This is a genomic window from Pseudomonas sp. MS646 (genome assembly GCF_036693845.1).
Classification (GTDB): Bacteria; Pseudomonadota; Gammaproteobacteria; order Pseudomonadales; family Pseudomonadaceae; genus Aquipseudomonas; species Aquipseudomonas chlororaphis_E.
Genome location: NZ_CP144763.1, coordinates 4930727 through 4953944, shown reverse-complemented (window position 1 = coordinate 4953944; position 23218 = coordinate 4930727). Strand labels below are relative to the sequence as shown.

At 63.7% G+C, this 23218-nt stretch carries 24 protein-coding genes; 11 read left to right on the top strand and 13 right to left on the bottom strand.

Going from position 1 to position 23218, the window contains the following annotated elements:
* Positions 1–169: 169 nt before the first annotated feature.
* The 6 genes from adk (at position 170) to V3H56_RS21720 (ending at position 4521) form a co-directional block, all read left to right on the top strand.
* Positions 170–817 (top strand): adenylate kinase, encoded by a 648-nt coding sequence (adk, locus tag V3H56_RS21745; protein ID WP_042731031.1) that lies wholly within the window; start codon positions 170–172, stop codon positions 815–817.
* Positions 818–910: 93 nt separating this feature from the next.
* Positions 911–1588 (top strand): tRNA (adenosine(37)-N6)-threonylcarbamoyltransferase complex dimerization subunit type 1 TsaB, encoded by a 678-nt coding sequence (tsaB, locus tag V3H56_RS21740; protein WP_047736730.1) that lies wholly within the window; start codon positions 911–913, stop codon positions 1586–1588.
* Between the two features lie 195 nt (positions 1589–1783).
* Positions 1784–2092 carry a hypothetical protein gene (locus V3H56_RS21735; protein ID WP_042731029.1) on the top strand — a complete coding sequence of 103 codons (309 nt, stop codon included), beginning with the start codon at positions 1784–1786 and terminating at the stop codon, positions 2090–2092.
* On the top strand, positions 2092–2952 hold the full coding sequence (locus tag V3H56_RS21730; protein ID WP_042731028.1) for a DUF72 domain-containing protein: 861 nt from the start codon (positions 2092–2094) through the stop codon (positions 2950–2952). The genes V3H56_RS21735 and V3H56_RS21730 overlap by 1 nt, the downstream gene beginning before the upstream one ends.
* A gap of 32 nt (positions 2953–2984) precedes the next feature.
* The gene (locus tag V3H56_RS21725; protein WP_047736727.1) at positions 2985–3806 is read left to right on the top strand and encodes an isocitrate lyase/phosphoenolpyruvate mutase family protein; all 822 of its coding nucleotides are present in this window, start codon (positions 2985–2987) and stop codon (positions 3804–3806) included.
* 16 nt (positions 3807–3822) lie between these two features.
* Positions 3823–4521, top strand: a complete 699-nt coding sequence (locus tag V3H56_RS21720) for an extensin family protein (RefSeq protein ID WP_338473856.1) — start codon at positions 3823–3825, stop codon at positions 4519–4521.
* On the opposite strand, the gene V3H56_RS21715 is transcribed toward V3H56_RS21720, so the two are convergent.
* Positions 4522–5142: a hypothetical protein gene (locus V3H56_RS21715; RefSeq protein ID WP_047736723.1), complete on the bottom strand. Its 621-nt coding sequence runs from the start codon at positions 5140–5142 to the stop codon at positions 4522–4524.
* Between the two features lie 94 nt (positions 5143–5236).
* On the opposite strand from V3H56_RS21715, the gene V3H56_RS21710 reads away from it, so the two are divergent.
* Positions 5237–6016 carry a class I SAM-dependent methyltransferase gene (locus V3H56_RS21710; RefSeq protein WP_185057709.1) on the top strand — a complete coding sequence of 260 codons (780 nt, stop codon included), beginning with the start codon at positions 5237–5239 and terminating at the stop codon, positions 6014–6016.
* Between the two features lie 473 nt (positions 6017–6489).
* On the opposite strand, the gene V3H56_RS21705 is transcribed toward V3H56_RS21710, so the two are convergent.
* Complete coding sequence (locus V3H56_RS21705) at positions 6490–7125, bottom strand: TetR/AcrR family transcriptional regulator (RefSeq protein ID WP_042732285.1); 636 nt, start codon at positions 7123–7125, stop codon at positions 6490–6492.
* A 94-nt stretch (positions 7126–7219) separates the two neighbouring features.
* Here V3H56_RS21705 and V3H56_RS21700 point away from each other — a divergent pair, with 94 nt between their 5' ends.
* Positions 7220–8320 carry an efflux RND transporter periplasmic adaptor subunit gene (locus V3H56_RS21700; protein ID WP_338473855.1) on the top strand — a complete coding sequence of 367 codons (1101 nt, stop codon included), beginning with the start codon at positions 7220–7222 and terminating at the stop codon, positions 8318–8320.
* 6 nt (positions 8321–8326) lie between these two features.
* Entirely contained in the window at positions 8327–11392 is a 3066-nt protein-coding gene (locus V3H56_RS21695; RefSeq protein ID WP_042732283.1) for an efflux RND transporter permease subunit, read from the top strand.
* A gap of 170 nt (positions 11393–11562) precedes the next feature.
* Here V3H56_RS21695 and V3H56_RS21690 read toward each other — a convergent pair whose 3' ends face one another.
* The 4 genes from V3H56_RS21690 to plsB form a co-directional block, all read right to left on the bottom strand.
* Positions 11563–12252, bottom strand: a complete 690-nt coding sequence (locus V3H56_RS21690; RefSeq protein WP_042731560.1) for a DUF4197 domain-containing protein — start codon at positions 12250–12252, stop codon at positions 11563–11565.
* A 31-nt stretch (positions 12253–12283) separates the two neighbouring features.
* The gene (locus tag V3H56_RS21685) at positions 12284–12688 is read right to left on the bottom strand and encodes a YbaY family lipoprotein (RefSeq protein ID WP_042731559.1); all 405 of its coding nucleotides are present in this window, start codon (positions 12686–12688) and stop codon (positions 12284–12286) included.
* 94 nt (positions 12689–12782) lie between these two features.
* Positions 12783–13157 (bottom strand): hypothetical protein, encoded by a 375-nt coding sequence (locus tag V3H56_RS21680; RefSeq protein WP_042731558.1) that lies wholly within the window; start codon positions 13155–13157, stop codon positions 12783–12785.
* Positions 13158–13343: 186 nt separating this feature from the next.
* The gene (gene plsB / locus V3H56_RS21675; RefSeq protein ID WP_042731557.1) at positions 13344–15842 is read right to left on the bottom strand and encodes a glycerol-3-phosphate 1-O-acyltransferase PlsB; all 2499 of its coding nucleotides are present in this window, start codon (positions 15840–15842) and stop codon (positions 13344–13346) included.
* A gap of 239 nt (positions 15843–16081) precedes the next feature.
* On the opposite strand from plsB, the gene V3H56_RS21670 reads away from it, so the two are divergent.
* Positions 16082–16291: a cold-shock protein gene (locus V3H56_RS21670; RefSeq protein WP_003198198.1), complete on the top strand. Its 210-nt coding sequence runs from the start codon at positions 16082–16084 to the stop codon at positions 16289–16291.
* Between the two features lie 149 nt (positions 16292–16440).
* On the opposite strand, the gene V3H56_RS21665 is transcribed toward V3H56_RS21670, so the two are convergent.
* From V3H56_RS21665 to dapE, 3 genes are all read right to left on the bottom strand, one after another.
* Positions 16441–16818, bottom strand: a complete 378-nt coding sequence (locus V3H56_RS21665) for a hypothetical protein (protein ID WP_042731556.1) — start codon at positions 16816–16818, stop codon at positions 16441–16443.
* An 81-nt stretch (positions 16819–16899) separates the two neighbouring features.
* Positions 16900–17709 carry a putative RNA methyltransferase gene (locus tag V3H56_RS21660; RefSeq protein WP_338473854.1) on the bottom strand — a complete coding sequence of 270 codons (810 nt, stop codon included), beginning with the start codon at positions 17707–17709 and terminating at the stop codon, positions 16900–16902.
* Positions 17709–18860 carry a succinyl-diaminopimelate desuccinylase gene (gene dapE, locus V3H56_RS21655; protein ID WP_042731554.1) on the bottom strand — a complete coding sequence of 384 codons (1152 nt, stop codon included), beginning with the start codon at positions 18858–18860 and terminating at the stop codon, positions 17709–17711. Before dapE ends, V3H56_RS21660 begins: the two co-directional genes overlap by 1 nt.
* 308 nt (positions 18861–19168) lie before the next feature.
* On the opposite strand from dapE, the gene tcdA reads away from it, so the two are divergent.
* Positions 19169–19981 (top strand): tRNA cyclic N6-threonylcarbamoyladenosine(37) synthase TcdA, encoded by an 813-nt coding sequence (gene tcdA, locus V3H56_RS21650; protein ID WP_161796122.1) that lies wholly within the window; start codon positions 19169–19171, stop codon positions 19979–19981.
* 119 nt (positions 19982–20100) lie between these two features.
* Here tcdA and V3H56_RS21645 read toward each other — a convergent pair whose 3' ends face one another.
* From V3H56_RS21645 to V3H56_RS21630, 4 genes are all read right to left on the bottom strand, one after another.
* The gene (locus V3H56_RS21645) at positions 20101–20505 is read right to left on the bottom strand and encodes a SufE family protein (protein ID WP_338473853.1); all 405 of its coding nucleotides are present in this window, start codon (positions 20503–20505) and stop codon (positions 20101–20103) included.
* Positions 20502–21707: a cysteine desulfurase gene (locus tag V3H56_RS21640; protein ID WP_338473852.1), complete on the bottom strand. Its 1206-nt coding sequence runs from the start codon at positions 21705–21707 to the stop codon at positions 20502–20504. The genes V3H56_RS21645 and V3H56_RS21640 overlap by 4 nt, the downstream gene beginning before the upstream one ends.
* A gap of 74 nt (positions 21708–21781) precedes the next feature.
* Entirely contained in the window at positions 21782–22816 is a 1035-nt protein-coding gene (dapD, locus tag V3H56_RS21635) for a 2,3,4,5-tetrahydropyridine-2,6-dicarboxylate N-succinyltransferase (protein WP_047736705.1), read from the bottom strand.
* Positions 22817–22849: 33 nt separating this feature from the next.
* Positions 22850–23158 carry an arsenate reductase gene (locus tag V3H56_RS21630; RefSeq protein WP_234407987.1) on the bottom strand — a complete coding sequence of 103 codons (309 nt, stop codon included), beginning with the start codon at positions 23156–23158 and terminating at the stop codon, positions 22850–22852.
* Between the last annotated feature and the right edge of the window lie 60 nt (positions 23159–23218).

Here is a 23218-nt window from a genome sequence, read left to right as displayed (position 1 = left end):
GTCGCATCAGGCGCCGGTTCCTCCGACTTTTGGCGGCTTGTGTGGGTCGGGCCTGCTGTGTATCTTGATCAGCCTTTGGCCGTTTGGGCGGTCACGATTCCAGATTTTCCGAGATTGGCCCCACGAGGCGAATCCGAGCGTTTTACATAAAAAATTGAGGAGCACATCGATGCGCGTCATTCTGCTGGGAGCTCCCGGGGCCGGTAAAGGTACTCAGGCAAAGTTCATCACCGAGAAATTCGGTATCCCGCAAATCTCCACGGGCGACATGCTGCGTGCCGCGGTCAAGGCGGGCACCGAGCTGGGCATCAAGGCCAAGAGCATCATGGATGCCGGTGGCCTGGTGTCGGATGACCTGATCATCGCCCTGGTCAAGGATCGCATCGCTCAGGCCGATTGCGCCAAGGGCTTCCTGTTCGATGGTTTCCCACGCACCATTCCCCAGGCTGAAGCGCTGGTAGAAGCTGGCGTGGAACTCGATCACGTGGTCGAGATCGCTGTCGACGACGAAGAGATCGTCCAGCGCATCGCCGGTCGCCGCGTCCACGAGCCGTCCGGTCGTGTCTACCACACCGTCTACAACCCGCCGAAACTGGCCGGCAAGGACGACATCACCGGCGAAGAGCTGGTGCAGCGCAAGGACGACACCGAAGAAACCGTGCGTCATCGCCTGTCGGTCTACCATTCCCAGACCAAGCCGCTGGTGGCGTTCTACCAGAACCTGTCGGCCGCCAAGGGCAAGCCGAAGTACAGCCACATCCCGGGCGTTGGCTCGGTCGATGCGATCACCGGCAAGGTGCTCGAAGCGCTCAGCTGAAAAGTCTGATTCGCTGTGACAACTACGGCCCGCTTGCGGGCCGTAGTTGTTTATACTGGCGCCCTTTTTCCTCCACCTGATTCGGACACATCGATGAGCACCTTGCTGGCCCTGGACACCGCGACTGAAGCTTGCTCCGTTGCCTTGCTGCACGACGGCAAGGTCACGAGCCATTACGAGGTGATTCCGCGCCTGCATGCCCAGAAGCTGTTGCCGATGATCCAGCAGTTGCTCAGCGACGCCGGGACAACTTTGCAAGCGGTGGACGCCATTGCCTTCGGGCGTGGGCCCGGGGCGTTCACCGGCGTGCGCATCGCCATCGGCGTGGTCCAGGGGCTGGCGTTCGCGCTGGAGCGTCCGGTGTTGCCGGTGTCCAATCTGGCGGTGCTGGCCCAGCGTGCGTTGCGCGAGCACGGTGCACGGCAGGTCGCTGCCGCCATCGACGCCCGCATGGACGAAGTGTACTGGGGCTGCTACCGCGAAACCGACGGCGAGATGCGCCTGGTGGGTGCAGAAGCCGTGTTGCCGCCGCAGGTCGCGGCTTTACCAGGCGAAGCCGCTGGCGAGTGGTTCGGAGCCGGGACCGGTTGGGGCTACGGCGAGCGGATCGCCGTCAACCTCTGCGGCCAGGACGCGGCCATGTTGCCTCACGCCGAAGACCTGCTGACCCTGGCACGCTTCGCCTGGGCCCGGGGCGAAGCCGTCCCGGCGGACGACGCCCAGCCGGTGTATCTGCGCGACAAGGTGGCGGTACCGAAGGCAGAGCGCTAGATCCTCTCCCTCGCCACAGGCGTAGAGCTCGAAAGTCATTTCCCTACTCAAAAGTCACACCCTTTATTGCCAGTCGTCACTTTTTTCCGCGGTTTTTAAACCTTTTTGGCTTTATGTGTTCTAGTTATCACTTGCGCATTTGCGCGGCTACGAAAGTGCCGCTAAATTGCCATCATTGATACCGAGCATTCTGTCATGCGTATAGACGGCGTTTCCTCACAGTCCTATCCCATCAAGCGCAAGCCGCGTGCAGGCAAGGCTGTCGAGCCTGAGTCGCTCGATGATATCGATGGCGAACTGGACTCCCCGTCCGAAGAACAACTGGCTGCCCGCGCCGCCAAATCCGCCGCGCAGCGCCTGAGCAACCTTCCCGCCCGCCAGCAAGACATGCTGTATCACCGCGCCATGAAGCGCAGCGTCGCCACGGCCCTGGCCAGCTACCTGAGCACCGCCGGTTTCGTCGATTGGGATATGGAAGTGCTGGGCCTCGACCTTTACATCTGATGGGCTTGCCTTACTACCTGGGCTGCCCCTCCTGGAGCGAAAACGCCTGGCGTGATTACCTCTATCCGCAAGACGCCAAAAGCGCCGATTTCCTCAGCCTCTACTGCCAAGTGTTCAATGCCGTGGAAGGCAATACGACGTTCTACGCCAGCCCGTCTGCCGCCATCGTGCAGCGTTGGGCCGATGCCATGCCCGAACACTTTCGTTTTACCGCCAAGTTGCCCGGTGACATCAGCCACAATGGCGATTTGCGTGAGCAGTTAGCAGCCACCGAAACCTTCGTGCAGTTGCTCAGCCCCTTGGGCGAGCGGGTTTCGCCATTCTGGTTGCAGTTGTCCAAGGCCTTCACCCCGCATCGGCTCGGCGAACTGGCGGCGTTCATCGACGCCTTCGAGCGGCCACTGGCCGTGGAAGTGCGCCACGATGAGTTCTTTGCCAAGGGTGACGCCGAGCGACAGCTCAATCGCCTGCTGCTCGACCGTGGTGTCGAGCGCATCTGCCTCGATCCGCGGGCCCTGTTCAGTTGCACCTCCACCGAGCCTTCGGTGCTCCACGCGCAATCGAAAAAGCCTCGGGTGCCGCCTCGGCCAACAGCCTTTACCCAATGCCCACAAGTGCGCTTCATCGGTCATCCGGTACTGGAAGCCAACGAACCGTTCCTGACGCCTTGGGTGGAGAAAGTCGCCGGCTGGATCGAAGAGGGGCGCACGCCGTATGTCTTCCTGCACACCGCCGATAACCTGCTGGCGGCCAAACTCGCGCAGCACTTTCACCAGCGATTGATGCGTCGATTGCCTGGCTTGCCGGCCCTGCCTGAGCTATACAGAGAGCCCGCCGCCGAGCAACTGGGTTTGCTCTGAGGCCTACCCCTTTCTGCTCAGGAGCGAACTACATGGATGCGCAAACCCGTCGAGCCCAGGCGTTCAAGGCCTTGCACGCACGCGAAGGGGCTTTCGTCATTCCCAACCCGTGGGATGCCGGTTCCGCCAAGATGCTCGCCACCCTCGGCTTTGAAGCCTTGGCGACCACCAGTGCCGGTCACGCGTTTTCCCTGGCGCGGCCGGACGGAGGCCTGGGGCTGGAAGCCACCCTGGCCAACGTGCGGGCCATCGTCGCCGCCACCGACTTGCCGGTGGCGGTCGACCTGGAGAATGGGTTTGCCGATGACCCCGAAGCCTGCGCTCAAAACCTGCTTCGGGCCGCGGAGGCCGGGGCGGTGGGGGGATCGATCGAAGATGCCACGGGGCGTGAAGACAGCCCGATCTATTGTTTCGAACAGGCCGTGGCACGGGTCAAGGCGGCCGCCGAAGCGGTGGCCAGCCTGCCGTATCCCTTCCTGCTCACGGCCAGGGCGGAAAACTTCCTGCATGGCAATCCTGACTTGGATGACACGATTCGACGCCTGAAGGCGTTCGCCGATGCCGGTGCCGATGTGCTCTACGCCCCTGGGCTCAATACGGCCGAGCAAGTGCTCGCGGTGGTCCGGGCCGTGGCGCCGAAACCCGTGAATGTGTTGATGTCCGGGGCGCTGGACCTGACCGTCGCGCAGTTGAGCGAGATGGGCGTCAAGCGCATCAGCGTCGGTTCGGCCCTGGCCCTGGCCGCGTATGGCGAGTTCTTCCGCGCCGCCGAGGAAATCCAGCAGCAGGGCACGTTCACCTTCACTCGGCGCTCGATGCCGTTCAAGCAGGCAAACGAATTGTTCAAGGGTTGATGGCCGAGGCAATGTCGTGCGGGTCCTGAAAGGTTTCCTGTGGCTGGGATTGATCGCCGGTGTGGCCGGGGTGGGGGTTTGGCGCGGTTGGCTGTCGCTGCCTCCCCAGTGGAATCCCTGGGCGCCGCTGGACGTCAACCTGGCGCCGAACCTGCTGACCCGCTACAAGCTCATGGCCCTGCGCAACGACCCGCAACTGTGCGACCAGACCCTCGCCACGTCGGGGCTGCGGGTCGCTCGGCAGGCCGACAGCCCTGGCAATGCCGATTGCCCGCTGACCAATGTGTTGCGGGTGCAGGGCGGCGAGATTGGGTTGAGCAGCAGTTTCCTCGCCAGTTGCCCGTTGGCGGTGGCTTTCGCGCTGTTCGAGCGTCATGCGTTGCAGCCGGCGTCGGCGGCGGTCTATGGACAGAAGGTAACGCGGGTCGATCACCTCGGCAGTTTCGCCTGCCGGAACATGTACGGCCGTGAAAGTGGCGCACGCAGCCAGCATGCCACGGCCAGCGCCCTGGACATTGCCGGGTTTCGCCTGGCCGATGGCCGCGCGGTCAGCGTGCTCAAGGACTGGCCCCGGAACAACGCCGATGCGCAGTTCCTGCGACAGGTGCGCGACGGTGCCTGCGACATGTTCAGTGTGGTCCTGAGCCCGGACTACAACGCGGCGCACCGCAACCATTTCCATCTGGATGTGGGGCCCTGGTGGATCTGTCGCTGATCAGGCGGCGATGCGCAGGTTCTGCAGCACGATAGGGCGAGCCCAGCGCGTGTCGAAGTCCAGTGCTTTCTGCTGGGCCACGATGTCGTCTTCCGGGAACGGCGGGAACGGCTTGTCCAGCAAGTCGAGTTCCAACTCGGCAATCGGCAGGTGCAAGGGCCGTGGTTGCGGTGCCGGGCCCGGTTCTGGCAGCGGTTGGCCGGCGGTAAGGACGAGCGGGCGAACCCAGTGGCTCTCGAAATCCTGCTGCTTTTGCTGGGCGACGATTTCGTCTTCCGGGAACGGCGGGAAGGGCTTGTCCAGCAGGTCTAGCTCGAATTCGGCGATCGGCAGGAACAGCGGCTCCGGCGGTGCGATCGGGGTGTCTTTCACGTCACAGGTGCGCTGGCTGACGATGTGGTCCAGCAGTTCGGCGCCGAGGGTCGGTTCAACGGCCTCATCGAGGGCGACGGGCTGGTAGCTGCCCGGCGCCGGCGCGGCATCACCCAGTTGATCGGCCAGGGCCTGGGCAAAGAAATCCTGCCACAGGTGACTGACGCCGCTCAGTGCTTGGGTGTTGCGCAGGCGGTAATCCCCGTACGGGGAGATCACGCCTATCGATGTGGATTGAATGTCTGACATTTTTCTCGGTCGACGCTCAGCTCTGGCAAAATGCCGTTCACTGTTGTTATCGGCGGTTTTTGCCGATCCTTAATTTTTTGAGCGTGTTTTCATGATTGAGCAACCCGCGGCCTGCCGCATCCACGTCGAGGCCTTGGCCCCGGCCTTCGAGTCGCAAGCGCAAGCATGGGCCGAGCGCCTCGACCTGCCCCGGCAGGTGGACGACGGCGAGTTCGCCTTGCAGGTCGGCGAGCAAGGGCTGCAATTGCAGCAACTGGGCCCGGACGCGCCGGGCCCGGTGCGTGTCGACTTCGTCGAGGGTGGTGCGGCCCATCGCCGGTTGTACGGCGGCGGCAGCGGCCAGATGATCGCCAAGGCGGTCGGTATTGCCCAGGGCGTGCGTCCAAGGGTGCTGGATGCCACGGCCGGGTTGGGCAAGGATGCGTTCGTGCTGGCGAGCCTGGGTTGTGAAATGAGCCTGATCGAGCGCCAGCCGCTGATCGGCGCCTTGCTTGAGGATGGCCTGGCCCGTGGGGCGGAGGATTTCGACGTGGCGCCGATCGTCGCGCGGATGCGCCTGCTCAAGGGCAACTCCATCGAGGTGATGCGCAACTGGGAAGGCGAGCCGCCCCAGGTGATCTACCTGGACCCGATGTTCCCTCATCGGGAAAAAACCGCTCTGGTGAAGAAGGAGATGCGTCTGTTCCGGCCCTTGGTCGGCGACGATCCGGACGCGCCGGCGCTGCTGGCCGCGGCCTTGGCCCTGGCAACCCACCGGGTGGTGGTCAAGCGCCCGCGCAAGGCGCCGTGCATCGAGGGGCCGAAGCCGAGCCATGGGCTCGATGGCAAGTCCAGTCGGTACGATATCTACCCCAAGAAAGCGCTCAAGGCCTGAAACCGCGTCGGGCCCATCGCGGGCTTGCTCGCGATGGCGGTGGGTCAGTGGGTGCAGATGCTGAATGTTCCGGCCCCTTCGCGGGCAAGCCCGCTCCCACAGTGGCCAGCGGCGGATGTGGATTTCGAGTACACCCACGATCCATTGTGGGAGCGAGCTTGCTCGCGATGGCGGTGGGTCAGTGGGTGCAGATGCTGAATGTACCGGCCTCTTCGCGGGCAAGCCCGCTCCCACAGTGGCCAGCGGCGGATGTGGATTTCGAGTACACCCACGATCCATTGTGGGAGCGAGCTTGCTCGCGATAGCGATGGGTCAGTGGGAGCAGATGCTGAATATTGCGACGTCTTCGCGGGCAAGCCCGCTCCCACAGTGGCCAGCGGCGGATGTGGATTTCGAGTACACCCACGATCCATTGTGGGAGCGAGCTTGCCCGCGAAGAGGCCCGCCCCGCCAGCGAAGCTCTGCCGGATGATCTAAGGCCGATAAGCCCGCACAAACAACCCCACCACTTCTCGCACATGGGCTTCGGCGGCTTCTGGCTCCAACGGCGCGCCGCAGCCATACAGCAGCCGGAAATTCGCCGCGCCCTTGATCAGGCAAAAGAAGTGTTCCGCCGCGTTGCGCGGTTTATCGATGCTCAAGGCGCCGCTCTGGTTGACCTTGCTCAACAGGCGTTCCATCCCTGACAACATCCGCTGCGGACCGGCCTCGAAGAAAATCGTCGAGAGCTTCGGGTCCTGGCTGCCCAGCGCCATGATCACTCGGTGCAGGTTCACCGATTCCTCGCTGCTGACCAGTTGATGAAAGCCGCGGGCGATGTTCAGCAATACTTCCTCGATCGCCACGCCTTCGGGCCATTCGAAGAACAGCGGCGGCACTTGCTCTTCGCACTTGGCGATCACCGCGGCGGAGAACAGCGTTTCCTTGTCGTTGAAGTGGCTGTAGACCGTCAGCTTGGAAACCCCGGCCTCGGTGGCCACGGTGTCCATGCTGGTATTGGCGTAGCCCATGTTCACGAACAGGCGTTTCGCGGCGTCGAGAATGGCCTGGCGCTTGGCCAGGTCCTTGGGACGGCCGGGGCCGCTGGGAGATGCAAGATTGTTCGACATTTTTCCGCTTTAATACTGGACTGGTGAGTTTGCTATTAATAACATACTGGCCAGTATAATTATTCCAAGCACCATTCGCGAAAGGTCAGCCGCCATGTTCCGCTCTGCCTTGCCCCTCGCCATGCCAGTCTGCCTGGCTTTTTTATTGTCTGCGTGTGGTCATGACGAGCCGGTGCCCGTCGCCGTGCGCCCGGCCATGGTGGTCAAGCCAGAGCCTTCGGCCCAGGCCATGGAAAGCTATCCTGGTGAGGTGCGAGCGCGTTTCGAGCCCGACCTGGCCTTTCGCATTGGCGGCAAGGTGAGCCGACGGCTGGTCGAAGAGGGGCAGCGGGTCAAGGCCAACCAGCCCCTGGCCGAGCTCGACCCCGAGGACGTACGTCTGCAACTGGAAGCGACCCGGGCCCAGGTGGCCGCCGCCGAGGCGAACCTGAACCTGGTGCGTGCCGAGCGTGACCGCTACAAGACGCTGATGGAGCGGCAGATGGTCAGCCGCTCCCAGTACGACAATGCCGAAAACCTCTATCGCTCCGGCGCCGCGCGGCTCAAGCAGATCAAGGCTGAGTTCGACGTGGCCAACAACCAGGCCAGCTATTCGGTGTTGCGGGCGCCCCAGGATGGCGTCGTCGCCCGGCGTGCGGTGGAAGTCGGGCAAGTGGTTTCGGCCGGACAGACGGTCTTCACCCTGGCCACCGACGGTGAGCGTGAAGTGCTGATCAGCTTGCCGGAACAGGGTTTTGGTCGCTTCAAGGTCGGCCAGCCGGTTTCGGTCGAGTTGTGGAGCCAGCCTGACCAGCGTTTCAGTGGCCGCATTCGCGAACTGTCGCCGGCCGCCGACCCCAGGTCCCGTACCTTCGCCGCTCGCGTGGCGTTCACCGCCGGCAGCGTTCCGGCCGAGTTGGGCCAAAGTGCCCGGGTGTTCATCCAGACGGCCGACAAGGTGTCGCTGGCGGTGCCTTTGTCGGCCCTGACGGCCGAGAACGGCGCGACCTACGTCTGGGTGGTCAACGCCAACAACACCCTGAAAAAGGTCCCGGTGCGGGTCGGCGCGTTCGGCGAGAAAACCGTCCCGGTGCTGGAAGGCCTGAGCCCGGATGACTGGGTGGTGGCGGCCGGCGTCCATGTGCTCCTCGACGGCCAGCAGGTGCGGCCGGTGGATCGCTCCAACCGCGTGGTCAACCTGGCGGCCAAGGAGTAATCCCCGATGGGCTTCAATCTTTCCGAATGGGCGCTGCGTAATCGCCAGATCGTACTGTTCCTGATGCTCCTGCTGGCCATCGTCGGTGCGCTTTCCTACACCAAGCTGGGCCAGAGCGAAGACCCGCCGTTCACGTTCAAGGCCATGGTGATTCGCACCCTCTGGCCGGGCGCGACGGCCGAGGAGGTTTCGCGCCAGGTCACCGAACGTATCGAGAAGAAGCTGATGGAGACCGGCGATTACGAGCGTATCGTCTCGTTCTCCCGGCCGGGCGAGTCCCAGGTCACCTTCATGGCGCGCGACTCCCTGCATTCGGCGCAGATCCCCGAGCTGTGGTACCAGATCCGCAAGAAAGTCAGCGACATCCGCCATACCTTGCCGCCGGGCATCCAGGGACCGTTCTTCAACGATGAATTCGGCACCACCTTCGGCAACATTTACGCGTTGACCGGTGACGGTTTCGACTACGCCGTGCTCAAGGACTACGCCGATCGCATCCAGATCCAGCTGCAACGGGTCAAGGACGTGGGCAAGGTCGAGCTGCTCGGCTTGCAGGACGAGAAAATCTGGATCGAGCTGTCGAACGTCAAGCTGGCGACCCTCGGCCTGCCCTTGGCGGCGGTGCAGCAGGCCCTTGAGGAGCAGAACGCGGTATCGACCGCAGGCTTCTTCGAGACCGGCAGCGAGCGCTTGCAGTTGCGGGTGTCGGGCAATTTCCAGACGGTCGAAGAGATCCGCAACTTTCCGATCCGGGTGGCCGACCGAACCTTTCGCATCAGCGACCTGGCGGACGTGCGTCGTGGCTTCAACGACCCACCGGCGCCGCGCATGCGCTTCATGGGCGAAGATGCCATCGGCCTGGCCGTGGCGATGAAGGACGGTGGCGACATCCTGGTCCTGGGCAAGGCGCTGGAAGCCGAGTTCGCCCGGATCCAGAACAACCTGCCGGCCGGCATGCAACTGCGTAAGGTGTCGGACCAGCCGGCGGCGGTGAAGACGGGCGTCGGCGAGTTCGTCCAGGTGCTGGTGGAGGCCCTGGCGATCGTGTTGCTGGTGAGTTTCTTCTCCCTGGGACTGCGCACCGGGATGGTCGTGGCGCTGGCGATCCCGCTGGTGCTGGCGATGACCTTCGCCGCGATGTATTACCTGGGAATCGGCCTGCACAAGATCTCCCTTGGCGCGCTGGTGCTGGCATTGGGGCTGCTGGTGGACGACGCGATCATTGCGGTGGAGATGATGGCGATCAAGATGGAGCAGGGCTTCGACCGCATCAAGGCCGCCAGTTATGCCTGGACCAGCACCGCCTTCCCCATGCTCACCGGTACGCTGATCACGGCGGCGGGCTTCCTGCCGATCGCCACGGCGCAGTCGGGCACGGGTGAATACACCCGCTCGATCTTCCAGGTGGTGACCTTGGCATTGCTGGCGTCCTGGGTGGCCGCGGTGGTGTTCGTGCCGTATCTGGGGGAAAGACTCCTACCAGACCTGGCGAAAATTCATGCCGCCAAACACGGCACCGCCGACGGTGAATTCGACCCTTACGGCACGCCGTTCTATCAACGCGTGCGGCGGCTGGTGGGCTGGTGCGTGCGTCGGCGCAAAACCGTCATCGCGCTGACCGTGCTGCTGTTTATCGGCTCGGTGGTGTTGTTCCGTTTTGTGCCTCAGCAGTTCTTCCCAGCCTCCGGGCGGTTGGAGCTGATGGTCGACCTCAAACTGGAGGAAGGCGCCTCCCTGAGCAACACCGCCGAGCAGGTCAAGCGCCTTGAAGCGCTGCTCAAGGACCACGCCGGCATCGACAACTATGTGGCCTACGTCGGTACCGGATCGCCGCGTTTCTACCTGCCGCTGGATCAGCAACTGCCCGCGTCCAGCTTTGCTCAGTTCGTGGTGCTGGCCAAGACCATCGAAGACCGCGAACCGCTGCGCAGTTGGCTGATCAGCACCCTGAACGAACAGTTCCCGACCCTGCGTTCGCGGGTGACCCGCCTGGAAAACGGGCCGCCGGTGGGCTACCCGGTGCAGTTTCGCGTGACGGGTGAGCACATCGAGGAAGTCCGGGCCTTGGCGCGGAAAGTGGCGGCCAAGGTTCGGGAAAATCCCTACGTGGCCAACGTGCATCTGGATTGGGAAGAACCGAGCAAGGTGGTCTACCTCAATATCGACCAGGACCGCGCCCGGGCCCTGGGCGTCAGCACGGCGAACCTGTCCAGCGCCCTGCGCAGTTCCCTGACCGGGTCGAGTGTCAGCCAGTACCGCGAAGACAACGAGCTGATCGAGATCCTGCTACGGGGCACGGTGCACGAGCGCACCGAACTGTCGCTGCTGCCAAGCCTGGCCGTGCCGACCGACAGCGGTCAGAGTGTGGCGTTGTCGCAGATCGCCACCCTGGAATACGGCTTCGAAGAAGGTGTGATCTGGCACCGCAATCGCCTGCCGAGCGTGACCGTGCGGGCAGACATCTACGGCAAGGAGCAGCCGGCCACCCTGGTGCAGCAGATTTTCCCGACCCTGGAGCCGATCCGCGCGGAACTGCCGGACGGTTACCTGCTGGAAGTGGGCGGGACGGTGGAGGATTCGGCCCGTGGCCAGAAATCGGTGAATGCCGGCGTGCCGCTGTTCATCGTGGTGGTGCTGACGTTGCTGATGCTGCAACTGCGCAGTTTCTCGCGCACGGCGATGGTGTTCCTGACGGCGCCCCTGGGGTTGATCGGCGTCACGCTGTTCCTGCTGGTGTTCCGTCAGCCGTTCGGCTTCGTGGCGATGCTGGGGACCATCGCGCTGTCGGGGATGATCATGCGTAACTCGGTGATCCTGGTGGACCAGATCGAGCAGGACATCAAGGCCGGGCTCGCACCCTGGCAGGCAATCATCGAAGCCACCGTGCGCCGCTTCCGCCCGATTGTGCTGACCGCGCTGGCGGCGGTGCTGGCGATGATCCCGCTGTCGCGCAGCCTGTTCTTCGGCCCGATGGCCGTGGCGATCATGGGCGGGTTGATCGTGGCGACGGCGTTGACGCTGTTGTTCCTGCCGGCGTTGTATGCGGCGTGGTTCAGGGTCAAGAAAGCCTGATCAGCAGATGCACACTGGCTCTGTGGCGAGGGAGCTTGCTCCCGCTGGGCTGCGCAGCGGCCCCTAAACCAGAAAACTCGGTGTGTCAGAAAGATTGAGTTCACTGCTTTAGGGCCGCTTCGCAGCCCAACGGGGATAAATCCCCTCGCCACAGGGTTTTGCGCTAAGTCTTAAAGCGCGCCGAACACCTTCTTCGCCAGGCTGGTCGCGGCGGCGGCCGGGTTCTGGCGAATGGTGGCTTCCTGCTTGGCGATCATCTCGAACAACCCGTCCAGCGCCTGCTCGGTCACGTAGTTCTCGATGTTGGCGCTTTTCGCATCCAGTACGCCGAGCGTCGCGGCCTGGCCGGCGAAGGCGTTGTATTTCTGGGCCAGGCCGACCTTGTCGGTGGCTTGCTTGACGATTGGCAGGAACTTGGCGCGGATCTGCTCGCGGCTGCTCTTGTTCAGGTACTGCGTGGCCGAGTCGTTACCGCCGCTCAGGATGCCCTTGGCGTCGTTCACGCTCATGTTCTTCACGGCATTGACCAGGATCGGCTGGGCCTGGACCACGGCGGCTTCGGCGGCCTGGTTCATGCTGGTTTCCAGCTGATCGACCTGGTCACCCATGCCGAAGGCCTTCATCTTGCCGGCGACCTTGCCGAGCTTGCCCGGCAACTCGATCTTCACCTCGGGGTTGTTGTTGAAACCGCCGGGCTTGCCCAGTTGCTGGACCGCCACCTGCGCGCCTTGGGTCAGGGCGTCCTTGAGACCGCCGGTGGCATCCTTTTGCGACAGGTCGCCCAAGGACAGGGCCATGGCATTGGCGCAGATCAGCAGGCCCGCGCAAAGGCCGGTGAAACGGAGAGGGAAACGGAGCATGACGGCATCCTTGAAAAAGTGGAAAACGGAATCAGCGCGCAGGGTTGACGCGGATCTTCAACGGCTGCGGGTCTTTGCCATCCAGGTGTACGGCGTGCTGTTGGGTGGTGATGAACAGCAACTGGCCGTCTACTTCGATGCGGGCGCTCACGGCATAACGATGACCGGGCTTGACCTGGGCTGGATCATAACTGAGGTGGAACGGCAGCGGGACCTGGCCTTTGACCGGCCCGCTGTGTTCATCGAGCACCACCGCCGGGGCATCGGCCAGGGAGACGTCCTGCAGGCTCACGCTCAAGGTGGCGCTGGGGGGCAGGGCGATACGTTGCAAGTAGAAGACTTCGCCATCCAGGGACGCGGCGGATGGAGTGGGTGGGGTTGTGGCTTGGCACGCGGCCAGTAAAGCCATGGAGGCAAGCAAAACGAGTTTTTTCATCGGGAGCACCTGGTGCGTCGACGCCCGCGACACGGCGGGCGCCGACGAACATTCAGCGAAGTGGCGTCCAGGCAAGCCCTTGTAGCGTCACGGTTCAGGAACCGAACGCGGGTGCCTGGACCGTTTCAGCCAGCGATCCTGGCGTCAGGTTCAGGGGGATGTCAACGTGCTGGTTGCTGCCATCCCAGGTGAATGTCTGTTCGGCATCGAGGAACAGAGCGGTCTCGCCCAGGTACATTTGGACCTTGACCGAGAGCGCTTCTCCCACAGGCGTTACCTTGGGATCGAGCAGGAAGCGATATTGCCAAGGTTGCCTGGCCGCTGGCACCTGCGATGCCACGTTGGAACCCTGGCCACCGCTGGCGCTGATCTGCTCACCGGCTGCATTTCGCACACTGATTTCGGCGCGGCCGGCTTCCGGGAGTTGATAGCCATCGGGCAATTGCAGGGTCAATGTGATGATGTTCATGGTGAATTCCTTTTCAGTACGTCGTTATTGACGCGAGTCCATCCTAGAAGTCTGCTCCACGGTTTTCTGTAGGTTTTTTCTTCGTTTGATGTCGCCTCAGCCGCTCCAGGGTGTCGGAGACCGCTGTCGATTGCCCCGTCGACTCACCGCTAACGTCCCTGTTCACGGTGAGTGGGCCGAGCCTTGTCAAAGGTCCGGACTGAGGGCGACCTCGGCTGCGTCTTCGCTGCGATGCAGCGCCACCTGGCGGATCGACAGGCGAATTTCCGCCGGCAGTACCCGCTTGGCCGCGCCCTCGGCCAGTTCTCCCAGCAGCGGGTGGTAACTCAGCTTGCCAGCCTCGTCACGGCGCAGCACCTCAAGGTCCAGCAGGGTCTGGATGAAGTGGCGGAACAGGCTCTTGTCGAAGAACTCCGGAGCGTTCAGGCCATGCAGGATCGACAGGCGCTGAGCCATGACCGTGCAAAGGTCTTCCAGTTCTTCGGCGCTGACGGTGTTCTGGCCGCTGTTGAGCAGCAGTGAGACGGTCATGTAGAAGCGTTGCAGGGTCTGGGCGATGCTTTTGGACAGCAGGGTCAGCAGCACGAAGTGTCGCGAGCTTGGGGCCGGACGCAGGTACAGGTCTTTTTCGAAACGCAGCAGGCCTTGCTCGACGAACGCTTCGAGCCACTGGTCGACCACGTCGTCCAGTTCCTCCAGCGACCAACGAATGAACAGCTCCGATTGCAGGTACGGGTACAGCGCGCGGGTGTAGCGCAGGATCTGCTCGCGGCTCATGCGCGAGGTGCTCTGGAAGAAGCTCGCCAGCAACGCCGGCAAGGCAAAGATGTGCAGCACGTTGTTGCGGTAGTAAGTCATCAGTACCGCGTTCTGTTCATCCAGGTACAGGATCTTGCCCAGGGCGTCGCTCTGTTCCGAGAGCAGGTCCATGCCCTTCACGTGCTCGATCAGCGCCCGTCCGTCGCCTTCGGGCAGGGTGGTGTGGGGCGAGTACGGGACTTTGCGCAGCAGCGCCAGGTACAGGTCGAGCACCCGGGCCATGGCGCGGTCGTCCAGGGCCAGGCGGCTGGTGGACAGCAGCGCCAGGGCCACGAGGTTGACCGGGTTGATGGCCGCCGCTTCGTTCAGGTGCCGGGCCACGCGCTCGCCGAGGCGGTGGGTGGTGGGGTTGAGCCAGGCCGGTTTGAACTGCGGCCCCAGTTCCTGCTCCCGCCAGCCGGGCTGTTCGCCGTCGAGGAAGTCGGCCAGTTTGATCGGTTCGCCGAAGTTCACCGCCACCTGCCCGAAGCGTTGCTTGAGGGCGCCGATGACCTTGAAGATGTCGAAGATCGATTCTTTCTTCTTGCTGGCCCCGCGCAGTTCCCCCAGGTAGGTGCGACCTTCCAGGACCCGCTCGTAGCCGATGTAGACCGGCACGAAGACGATGGGCGTGCGCGACGAACGCAGGAAGCTGCGCAGGGTGATGGCGAGCATGCCGGTCTTGGGCTGCAGCATGCGCCCGGTGCGCGAGCGTCCACCCTCGACGAAATACTCCACCGGAAAGCCCTTGGTGAACAGCGTGTGCAGGTACTCATTGAACACGGCGGTGTAGAGCGGGTTGCCCTTGAAGGTACGGCGCATGAAAAATGCCCCGCCCCGGCGCAGCAGGCCGCCGATGACCGGCATGTTGAGGTTGATGCCGGCCGCGATGTGCGGTGGAGTCAGGCCGTTGCGAAACAGCAGGTAGGACAGCAGCAGGTAGTCGATGTGGCTGCGGTGGCAGGGCACGTAGATGACTTCGTGGCCGGGGGCGATGGCCTGTACGCCTTCGATGTTGTTGACCTTGATGCCGTCGTAGATCTTGTTCCAGAACCAGCTCAGGACCACTTCCAGGAAACGGATCGCGGTGTAGGTGTAGTCCGAGGCGATTTCGTTGCCATAGCGCAGGGCCTGGGCCTTGGCTTTCTCCGCCGAGATCTTTTCCCGCTCGGCCTCGTCGGCAATCGCCTGCTTGACCAGCGGCTGGTTCAGCAGGCCCTTGACCAGGTTGCGCCGGTGGGAAATGTCCGGGCCGATGACCGCCGTCTTCAGGTTGCGCAAATGCACCCGCAGCACCCGTTGGGCCATGCGCACGGTGCGTTCGTGGCCTTTGTCATGTTCGATCAGTTCGCGCAGGTGGATCGGTGGCGAGAACTGCACGCGGGTCTTGCGCCCCAGGATCATGATGCTCAGCAGGCGCCGCAGGCGCCCGGTGACTGCCCAACTGTCGGCGAACAGCAGCTTCCATGGGCTGGATTCACTGTCGGGCGATTGGCCCCAGAACACGCTGACCGGAATGATCTGGGCGTCTTCGGCGGCGTTGTGGGTAAGGGCGTCGACCAGCCGCGTCAGGGTCGGTGGCGCGCCGCGCTTGTCCTGGCGGCCAAGCCAGTCCGGTGCGGGCGTGAGGTAGAAGAACGCCGCCGGCTCCAGCAGGTTGCCCACCGACACCGGCAGCACCGGGCGGGGCAGGCCAGCCTTGGTGCACTCGGTGTCGAGCACTGCCAGGTCGGTCAGCGAAGGGTCTTGCAGAACGTAGAACACCGGACGGCTGCGGTCGAGGTTGAGGGTGAAGGACGACTGGTTGATGGTCTCGGAGCGAACCCAGAGATACAGCAGTCGGCGCAGGGTGCCAAACACTAGACGGCGGAACGGGGAGCGGGTCATACGGCTTCTGCATGAGTGGATGGGGTTGAGCGGCAGGTAGTGTGCCGGATTCACCGAAAATCGGCAAAAAAGCACCGAAGTAAAGTCAGTTGAGAGTTTTTCCCGGTGTCATATACTCGGCGGGCTACTGCCCCGACGTTCACGTGGACGGCCAGGCGGCGGTGAGAGTCCGCAGGCTTTGTCTGCCTGCCGCCAGGCGGGACAAGCCGACTTAACAATAAGAAATGGGAGTGAGCATCATGGCTGCACGCGAGACCGGCAGTGTGAAGTGGTTCAACGACGCCAAAGGCTACGGCTTCATCCAGCGCGAAGGTGGGGCCGATGTGTTCGTGCACTACCGCGCGATCCGCGGTGAAGGCCACCGTTCACTGACCGAAGGCCAGCAGGTCGAATACGCGGTCGTGGAAGGGCAGAAGGGCTTGCAGGCCGAGGATGTGGTGGGGTTGTAAGCCATTCTTTTTCAGCCACCGCCAATCCCCTGTGGGAGCGGGCTTGCTCGCGAATGCGTCAGTCCAGCCGGCATGGATGTCGACTGATGCACCGCTTTCGCGAGCAAGCCCGCTCCCACATTTGGAACTGTGGTGTGCCTGGAGCCGAATCAGGCCGTCTTCCAGGTGATCTCCTCTTCCCCATCGGCGCTGATGCGAATCCAGCGATCGGCCGATTCCTCGCCTTCTTCTTCCACCCACGAGCCGGGTGCGCAGCGCACTTCGACATTCAGTGCGGCGTAGGCGGCGCGGGCGCAAGCGATGTCGTCTTCCCACGGGGTCCGGTCGCTTTCCAGGTACAGGCTGTTCCATTTGCCGACGGCCTTCGGCAGCCAGGTCACCGGGACGTCGCCGGCCTTGCACTTGTAGGTCTGGCCTTTCTGGACCCATTCGCTGCACGGGCCCAGGGCCTGGCCGAGCCAGTGGGCGATGGCCTTGTGGTCGACGTCGGCGTCCTTGAGGTAAATCTCGATATCGGGTTGGCGCATGGATGTCCTCACTGCGGTCTTGAAAAATCCATTCGCGGATTTAACGGGCCCCGTACGGGTGTCCGGGGCCGATCATAAGGTTTATTGAAGAACGAAATAATCGTAGCGCATCGACACCGTGACCTCGAACGGTTCAGCCTGCTCGATCACGCTGGCCCGGCGTTCGGCACTGGCGCGCCAGCCGTGGGGCGTCATCGCCAGCAGGTTGGCGCGGTCCCGGCCGCTTTCGAGCACGAGCGTGAACTCCAGGGTTTCGCTGTGTTCCAGCGCCATCCCCGAAGGCACCAGGGCCAGGTGCTTGTCGTCGGTGTATTCGCGCACTTCGTCGTACAGGCGTTCACGCAATTGCATCAGGTGACCGCGGGTCGGGCCGACTTTCATCAAGCCGCCGCCGGGGCTGAGCAGGCGCTTGGCTTCCTGCCAGTCCAGTGGGCTGAACACGCTCGCCAGGAACTGGCAGCAGCCGTCCGCCAGCGGCACCCGGGCCATGCTGGCGATCAACCAGGTCAGTTGCGGGCTGCGTTTGCAGGCGCGTTTGACTGCCTCGCGGGAAATGTCCAGGGCATAGCCATCGGCGTCGGGCAGTGCGTCGGCGATCTGCGCGGTGTAGTAGCCCTCGCCACAGCCGATGTCCAGCCAGCGCCCCGGCGCGCGCTCAGCCGTCAGTTCGGCCAGGCGCCGGGCGACGGGGGCGTAGTGCCCGGCGTTGAGAAAGTCGCGACGGGCTTCGACCATGGCCTGGTTGTCCCCGGGGTCGCGGCTGTTCTTGTGCTGCACCGGCAACAGGTTCAGGTAGCCCTGGCGCGCGCGGTCGAACCGATGGCCGGCCGGGCAGGCCACGCCGTTGTCCACCGCGTTCAGCGGTTCACTGCAGATCGGGCAGGCGAGCATCAGGCGAGCAACTTGATCAGCGTCTGGTAGTAGATCTCGGTTAGCACGTCGAGATCGGCTGCCAATACCCGTTCGTTGACCTGATGGATGGTCGCGTTGACCGGGCCCAGTTCCACCACTTGCGTGCCCATGGTCGCGATGAAACGGCCGTCGGAGGTGCCGCCGCTGGTGGACGCCTGAGTCTCGCGGCCGGTGACGTCCTTGATGCTCGACGACACGGCGTCCAGCAGCGCACCCGGTTCGGTGAGGAACGGCAGCCCGGACAGGGCCCAGTCGATGTGCCAGTCCAGCTGGTGCTTGTCGAGGATATCGGCGACGCGCTGTTGCAGGCCTTCGACGGTGGATTCGGTGGAGAAGCGGAAGTTGAACACCGCCACCAGGTCACCCGGGATCACGTTGGTCGCGCCGGCGCCGGCGTTGAGGTTGGAGATCTGGAAGCTGGTGGGCGGGAAGAAATCGTTGCCGTGGTCCCAATGTTCGGCGGCCAGCTCCGCCAGGGCTGGCGCGGCGAGGTGGATCGGGTTCCTCGCCAAGTGCGGGTAGGCCACGTGACCTTGCTTGCCGCGCACGGTCAGTGTCGCGCCAAGGGAGCCACGACGGCCGTTCTTGACCACGTCACCCACCAGGGTGGTGCTCGACGGCTCGCCGACGATGCACCAGTCCAGGCGCTCCTGCCGAGCCTTGAGGCGCTCGACCACGGCTTTGGTGCCGTGGTGCGCCGGGCCTTCTTCGTCGCTGGTGATCAGGAAGGTCACCGAACCCTTGTGGTCCGGGTAGTCGGCGACGAAACGCTCGGCCGCCACCACCATCGCTGCGAGACTGCCTTTCATGTCGGCGGCGCCACGGCCGCAGAGCATGCCCTGTTCATCGATCACCGCATCGAACGGGTCGAGCTGCCAGGCCTGCACCGGGCCGGTTGGCACCACGTCGGTGTGCCCGGCGAAGCACAGCACCGGGCCGTCATGCTGGCCGTGGCGGGCCCAGAAGTTATCCACATCCTCGATGCGCATCGGCTCGAGCGCAAAGCCCGCGTTGCCCAGGCGCTGCATCATCAGTTTCTGGCAATCGGCGTCCACCGGTGTCACGGACGGACGGCGGATCAGGTCGCAGGCGAGTTGCAAGGTCGGCGAGAGGTCGGCGTGGGCCGTCATGGAAACTCCGGGAATATAGTGTGAACGCAAGGCTTGTGCAGGCGCGGGCTGGCTCGCGCAAAATGGCGGTTATCTTATAGTAAAACGACCGTCATTGGCCCAAGTATGCCGACAGTGTGTGACACAGAACCTGTGGGAGCGAGCTTGCTCGCGATGGCGGTGGATCAGTCGATACTCTATTGACTGGACTGACGCCATCGCGAGCAAGCTCGCTCCCACAAGGGGGAATTGTTGGGATTCAATTCGCGAACGGCTCGAATTGCCACGGCAAAGCCCTATAATGCGCGCCGGTTTTTGGGGTAATGGTCATGAGTACAGAAGATCCACGGTTTGCCGGCATCGCCCGTTTGTATGGCATCGAGGGCCTGGAGCGCCTGCGGGCGGCCCACGTGGCGGTGGTCGGGGTGGGCGGGGTCGGTTCCTGGGCGGCGGAAGCGATCGCCCGGTGTGGCGTAGGCGAGATTTCGCTGTTCGACCTGGACGATGTCTGCGTCAGCAACGCCAACCGCCAGTTACACGCCCTGGACAGCACCGTCGGCAAGCCCAAGGTCGAGGTCATGGCCGAGCGGCTGCGGGGCATCAACCCCGACTGCACGGTGCACGCCGTGGCCGACTTCGTCACCCGCGACACCATGGCCGAATACATCACGCCCCACATCGATTGCGTGATCGACTGCATCGACAGCGTCAACGCCAAGGCGGCGCTGATCGCCTGGTGCAAGCGCCGCAAGATCCAGATCATCACCACCGGCGGCGCGGGCGGGCAGATTGACCCGACGCTGATCCAGGTGTGCGACCTGAACCGTACCTTCAACGATCCGCTGGCCTCCAAAGTGCGCTCGACCCTGCGTCGCGACTACGGCTTTTCCCGCACCGTGACCCGTCACTACAGCGTGCCGTGCGTGTTCTCCACCGAACAGCTGCGTTATCCGAAGCCGGACGGCAGTATTTGCTTGCAGAAGAGTTTTGTCGGCGACGGCGTGAAGCTCGACTGCGCCGGCGGGTTTGGCGCGGTGATGATGGTGACGGCGACATTTGGCATGGTCGCGGCGACCAAGGCGGTGGACAAGATCGTGGCGGGCGTGCGGCGGCCGGCTGACAGGACCAAGCCTCAGGATTGAGGGTGGGCTGAGGGCCTCTTCGCGAGCAAGCCCGCTCCCACAGTGGATAGGGGGATCACAAGATTTGTGTTCAATGAGATCCCTTGTGGGAGCGGGCTTGCTCGCGAAGCTTTTAACGATCAGCGAGTCAGCGCAATCATCCGCTGCAACACCGCATTCAACCCATTACTGCGCGAAGGCGATAGCTGGCGCGACAATCCCAGTTCACCAAACCACCCCGGCAGATCGACCTCGCGCAACTCGGTCGCCGACAACCCATTGACCCGCGCCAGCAGCAACGCCACCAGCCCGCGAATCAACCGCGCTTCGCTGCTGGCGGCAAATTGCCAATGCCCGTCCTGCAACCGACACACCAGCCACACCTGGCTTTCGCAGCCGTTGACCAGGTTGGCGTCGCATCGCTCGGCCTCGCTCAGCGGCGGCAGGCGCTCGCCCCATTGCATCAGCAGCCGGGCGCGCTGTTCCCAGCCCGAGGCCTGCTGAAAGGTCTGCAGCGCCGTGACAGCCTCGGCCGGCAGGTTCATCGGAGCATCTCCAGGGCCTGGTCCAGGGCCTCGAAGAAGCGTTCGAGGTCGGCCGAATCGTTGTACAACGCCAGCGACACCCGGATCGCGCCCGACAGGTTCAGGTGCTTGAACAGCGGCATGGCGCAGTGATGCCCGGCGCGTACGGCGATGCCTTGCTCGGTCAGCAGGTGGGCCAAATCGGCGTTATGCACGCCGTCGACGCCGAAGCTGACCAGCGCCAGCCGGGGCTGGCCCACCAGGCGTATGCCCTTGCGTGCCTGCAAGCCATGGAGCAGGTAGTCGTGCAGCGCCGCCTCATGCTCGATGACCGCGGGCGTCTCGAGGCCGGTCAGGTAATCCAGGGTCGCCCCCAGGCCGATCACGCTGGCGATCGGCGGTGTACCGGCTTCAAAGCCCAGCGGCGCCGGGCGGAACGTGGCGCTGTGGTAATCGGCCTGTTGCACCATTTCACCGCCAAACTGCCAGTGCCGCAGTTCGCTCAACGCTTCGTGACGGCCGTACAACACGCCCAGCCCGTCGGGCCCGTAGAGCTTGTGGCTGGAGAACACATAGAAGTCGCAACCCAGGCCTTGTACGTCGTGCCGGCCATGAACCACGCCCTGGGCGCCATCGATCACCGTCAACGCGCCGTGGGCCTTGGCCAGGGCCAGCAGCGCCGGCAATGGTTGCCAGGCCCCTAGCACGTTGGACAACTGACTCACCGCCAGCAGGCGCGTACGCGGCCCGATCAACTGCGTGGCGGCGTCCACGTCGATGACCCCGTCGGGGTCCAGCGGCAGCACTACCAGCGTCAACGCACGGCGTTTAGCCAGTTGTTGCCACGGCAGCAGGTTGGCGTGGTGTTCGAGGGCGCTAACGACGATTTCATCGCCCGGCTTGAACAGGTGTTCCAGCCCGTAGGCCAGAAGATTCAGCGCGCAGGTCGCGCCGTGGGTAAAGACGATCTGCCCGCTGTCGCCTGCGTTGAGCCATTGCGCGACTTTAAGGCGACTGTCTTCGAAGGCCTGGGTGGCATGGGCGCCTGGCAGGTGTTGCGCGCGATGCACGTTGGCCGCGCCGTTGGCGTAGTAGTGCACCAGGGCATCGAGCAAGGCTTGGGGTTTTTGCGTGGTGGCGGCGCTGTCCAGGTAGGTCTGGCCTTGCCGGTGCAGGGCGGCGATGGCCGGGAAGTCGGCACGCCAGGGAGAGGGGATCAACATGCTTTCGGGCCCTGCTGGGTTACGCCGGACCCTGTGGGAGCTGTTCGCTCCCACAGGTGACTGTGTGAAGCGCCTTAGTTGTGCGCGTGCAGAGCTTCGTTCAGCTCGATGGCCGATTTGTGGGTCTTGCACTCCACCGCGCCGGTTTCGGAGTTGCGGCGGAACAGCAGGTCGGGTTGACCGGCCAGCTCGCGGGCCTTGACCACTTTGACCAGTTGGTTGTTCTCGTCCAGCAGTGCGACCTTGGTGCCGGCGGTCACGTACAGGCCCGACTCCACGGTGTTGCGGTCACCCAGTGGAATACCGATACCGGCGTTGGCGCCGATCAGGCAGCCTTCGCCCACCTTGATCACGATGTTGCCGCCACCCGACAGGGTGCCCATGGTGGAGCAGCCGCCGCCCAGGTCCGACCCCTTGCCGACGAACACGCCCGCCGATACGCGGCCTTCGATCATGCCCGGGCCTTCGGTGCCGGCGTTGAAGTTGACGAAGCCTTCGTGCATCACGGTAGTGCCTTCGCCCACGTAGGCGCCCAGGCGAATCCGCGCGGCGTCGGCGATACGCACGCCGGCCGGGACCACGTAGTCGGTCATTTTCGGGAACTTGTCCACCGAGAACACTTCCAGCAGCTCGCCACGCAGGCGGGCTTCGAGCTGGTGCTCGGCCAGTTCGGCCAGGTCGATCGCGCCCTGGCTGGTCCAGGCGACGTTCGGCAGCAACGGGAAAATCCCGGCCAGGTTCAGGCCATGGGGCTTGACCAGGCGATGGGACAGCAGGTGCAGCTTGAGGTAGGCCTCAGGCGTGGAGGACAGTTGCGCATCTTCGGCCAGCAGGGTGGCAACCAGCGGCTTGTGGCTCTCGGCCAGGCGGGTCAGCAGGGCGGCTTGCGCGGCGTCGACGCCCTTGAGCGCTTCGGCCAGTTGCGAGGCCTGGGCGGTGGTGAAGGTGATCGCCTGGTTGCCTTCGCTGTAGCCAAGGATGGGCGCGATGGCGCTGACGATGGCCGCCGACGGGTTGAGCAGCGGTTGTGCGTAGAACACTTCCAGCCAGGCGCCTTGACGGTTTTGAGTGCCGACACCGAAGGCCAGGCTGAACAGGGTAGTGGACATGGACATTACCTCAACAAAATGGACTGGGCAGGTTTACTTGAGCGCTGCCGCATAAATATCTGGCTTGAAGCCAATCAGGGTTCGGTCGCCGAGATCGAGCACCGGGCGCTTGATCATCGAGGGTTGGGCGAGCATCAGTTCGATGGCTTTCGACTGGTCGAGATCGGCTTTGCGTTCGTCGTCGAGCTTGCGAAAGGTCGTACCGGCGCGATTCAACACCACTTGCCAGCCATGCTCGTCGCACCATTGGGTCAGGTGCTCACGGTCGATGCCGGCGCTCTTGTAGTCGTGGAAGTCGTAGCGTACAGCGTGTTCATCGAGCCAGGTGCGCGCTTTTTTCATCGTGTCACAGGCTTTGATGCCGAAAAGGTGCAACGTTTTGCTTGAATCGGTCAAGGAACT

Coding starts and splice junctions, on each gene's coding strand:
- adk (WP_042731031.1), top strand. CDS start 170: ATGCGCGTCATTCTGCTGGGAGCTCCCGGGGCCGGTAAAGGTACTCAG.
- tsaB (WP_047736730.1), top strand. CDS start 911: ATGAGCACCTTGCTGGCCCTGGACACCGCGACTGAAGCTTGCTCCGTT.
- V3H56_RS21735 (WP_042731029.1), top strand. CDS start 1,784: ATGCGTATAGACGGCGTTTCCTCACAGTCCTATCCCATCAAGCGCAAG.
- V3H56_RS21730 (WP_042731028.1), top strand. CDS start 2,092: ATGGGCTTGCCTTACTACCTGGGCTGCCCCTCCTGGAGCGAAAACGCC.
- V3H56_RS21725 (WP_047736727.1), top strand. CDS start 2,985: ATGGATGCGCAAACCCGTCGAGCCCAGGCGTTCAAGGCCTTGCACGCA.
- V3H56_RS21715 (WP_047736723.1), bottom strand. CDS start 5,142: ATGTCAGACATTCAATCCACATCGATAGGCGTGATCTCCCCGTACGGG.
- V3H56_RS21705 (WP_042732285.1), bottom strand. CDS start 7,125: ATGTCGAACAATCTTGCATCTCCCAGCGGCCCCGGCCGTCCCAAGGAC.
- V3H56_RS21700 (WP_338473855.1), top strand. CDS start 7,220: ATGTTCCGCTCTGCCTTGCCCCTCGCCATGCCAGTCTGCCTGGCTTTT.
- V3H56_RS21695 (WP_042732283.1), top strand. CDS start 8,327: ATGGGCTTCAATCTTTCCGAATGGGCGCTGCGTAATCGCCAGATCGTA.
- V3H56_RS21690 (WP_042731560.1), bottom strand. CDS start 12,252: ATGCTCCGTTTCCCTCTCCGTTTCACCGGCCTTTGCGCGGGCCTGCTG.
- V3H56_RS21685 (WP_042731559.1), bottom strand. CDS start 12,688: ATGAAAAAACTCGTTTTGCTTGCCTCCATGGCTTTACTGGCCGCGTGC.
- V3H56_RS21680 (WP_042731558.1), bottom strand. CDS start 13,157: ATGAACATCATCACATTGACCCTGCAATTGCCCGATGGCTATCAACTC.
- plsB (WP_042731557.1), bottom strand. CDS start 15,842: ATGACCCGCTCCCCGTTCCGCCGTCTAGTGTTTGGCACCCTGCGCCGA.
- V3H56_RS21670 (WP_003198198.1), top strand. CDS start 16,082: ATGGCTGCACGCGAGACCGGCAGTGTGAAGTGGTTCAACGACGCCAAA.
- V3H56_RS21665 (WP_042731556.1), bottom strand. CDS start 16,818: ATGCGCCAACCCGATATCGAGATTTACCTCAAGGACGCCGACGTCGAC.
- V3H56_RS21660 (WP_338473854.1), bottom strand. CDS start 17,709: ATGCTCGCCTGCCCGATCTGCAGTGAACCGCTGAACGCGGTGGACAAC.
- dapE (WP_042731554.1), bottom strand. CDS start 18,860: ATGACGGCCCACGCCGACCTCTCGCCGACCTTGCAACTCGCCTGCGAC.
- tcdA (WP_161796122.1), top strand. CDS start 19,169: ATGAGTACAGAAGATCCACGGTTTGCCGGCATCGCCCGTTTGTATGGC.
- V3H56_RS21645 (WP_338473853.1), bottom strand. CDS start 20,505: ATGAACCTGCCGGCCGAGGCTGTCACGGCGCTGCAGACCTTTCAGCAG.
- V3H56_RS21640 (WP_338473852.1), bottom strand. CDS start 21,707: ATGTTGATCCCCTCTCCCTGGCGTGCCGACTTCCCGGCCATCGCCGCC.
- dapD (WP_047736705.1), bottom strand. CDS start 22,816: ATGTCCACTACCCTGTTCAGCCTGGCCTTCGGTGTCGGCACTCAAAAC.
- V3H56_RS21630 (WP_234407987.1), bottom strand. CDS start 23,158: ATGAAAAAAGCGCGCACCTGGCTCGATGAACACGCTGTACGCTACGAC.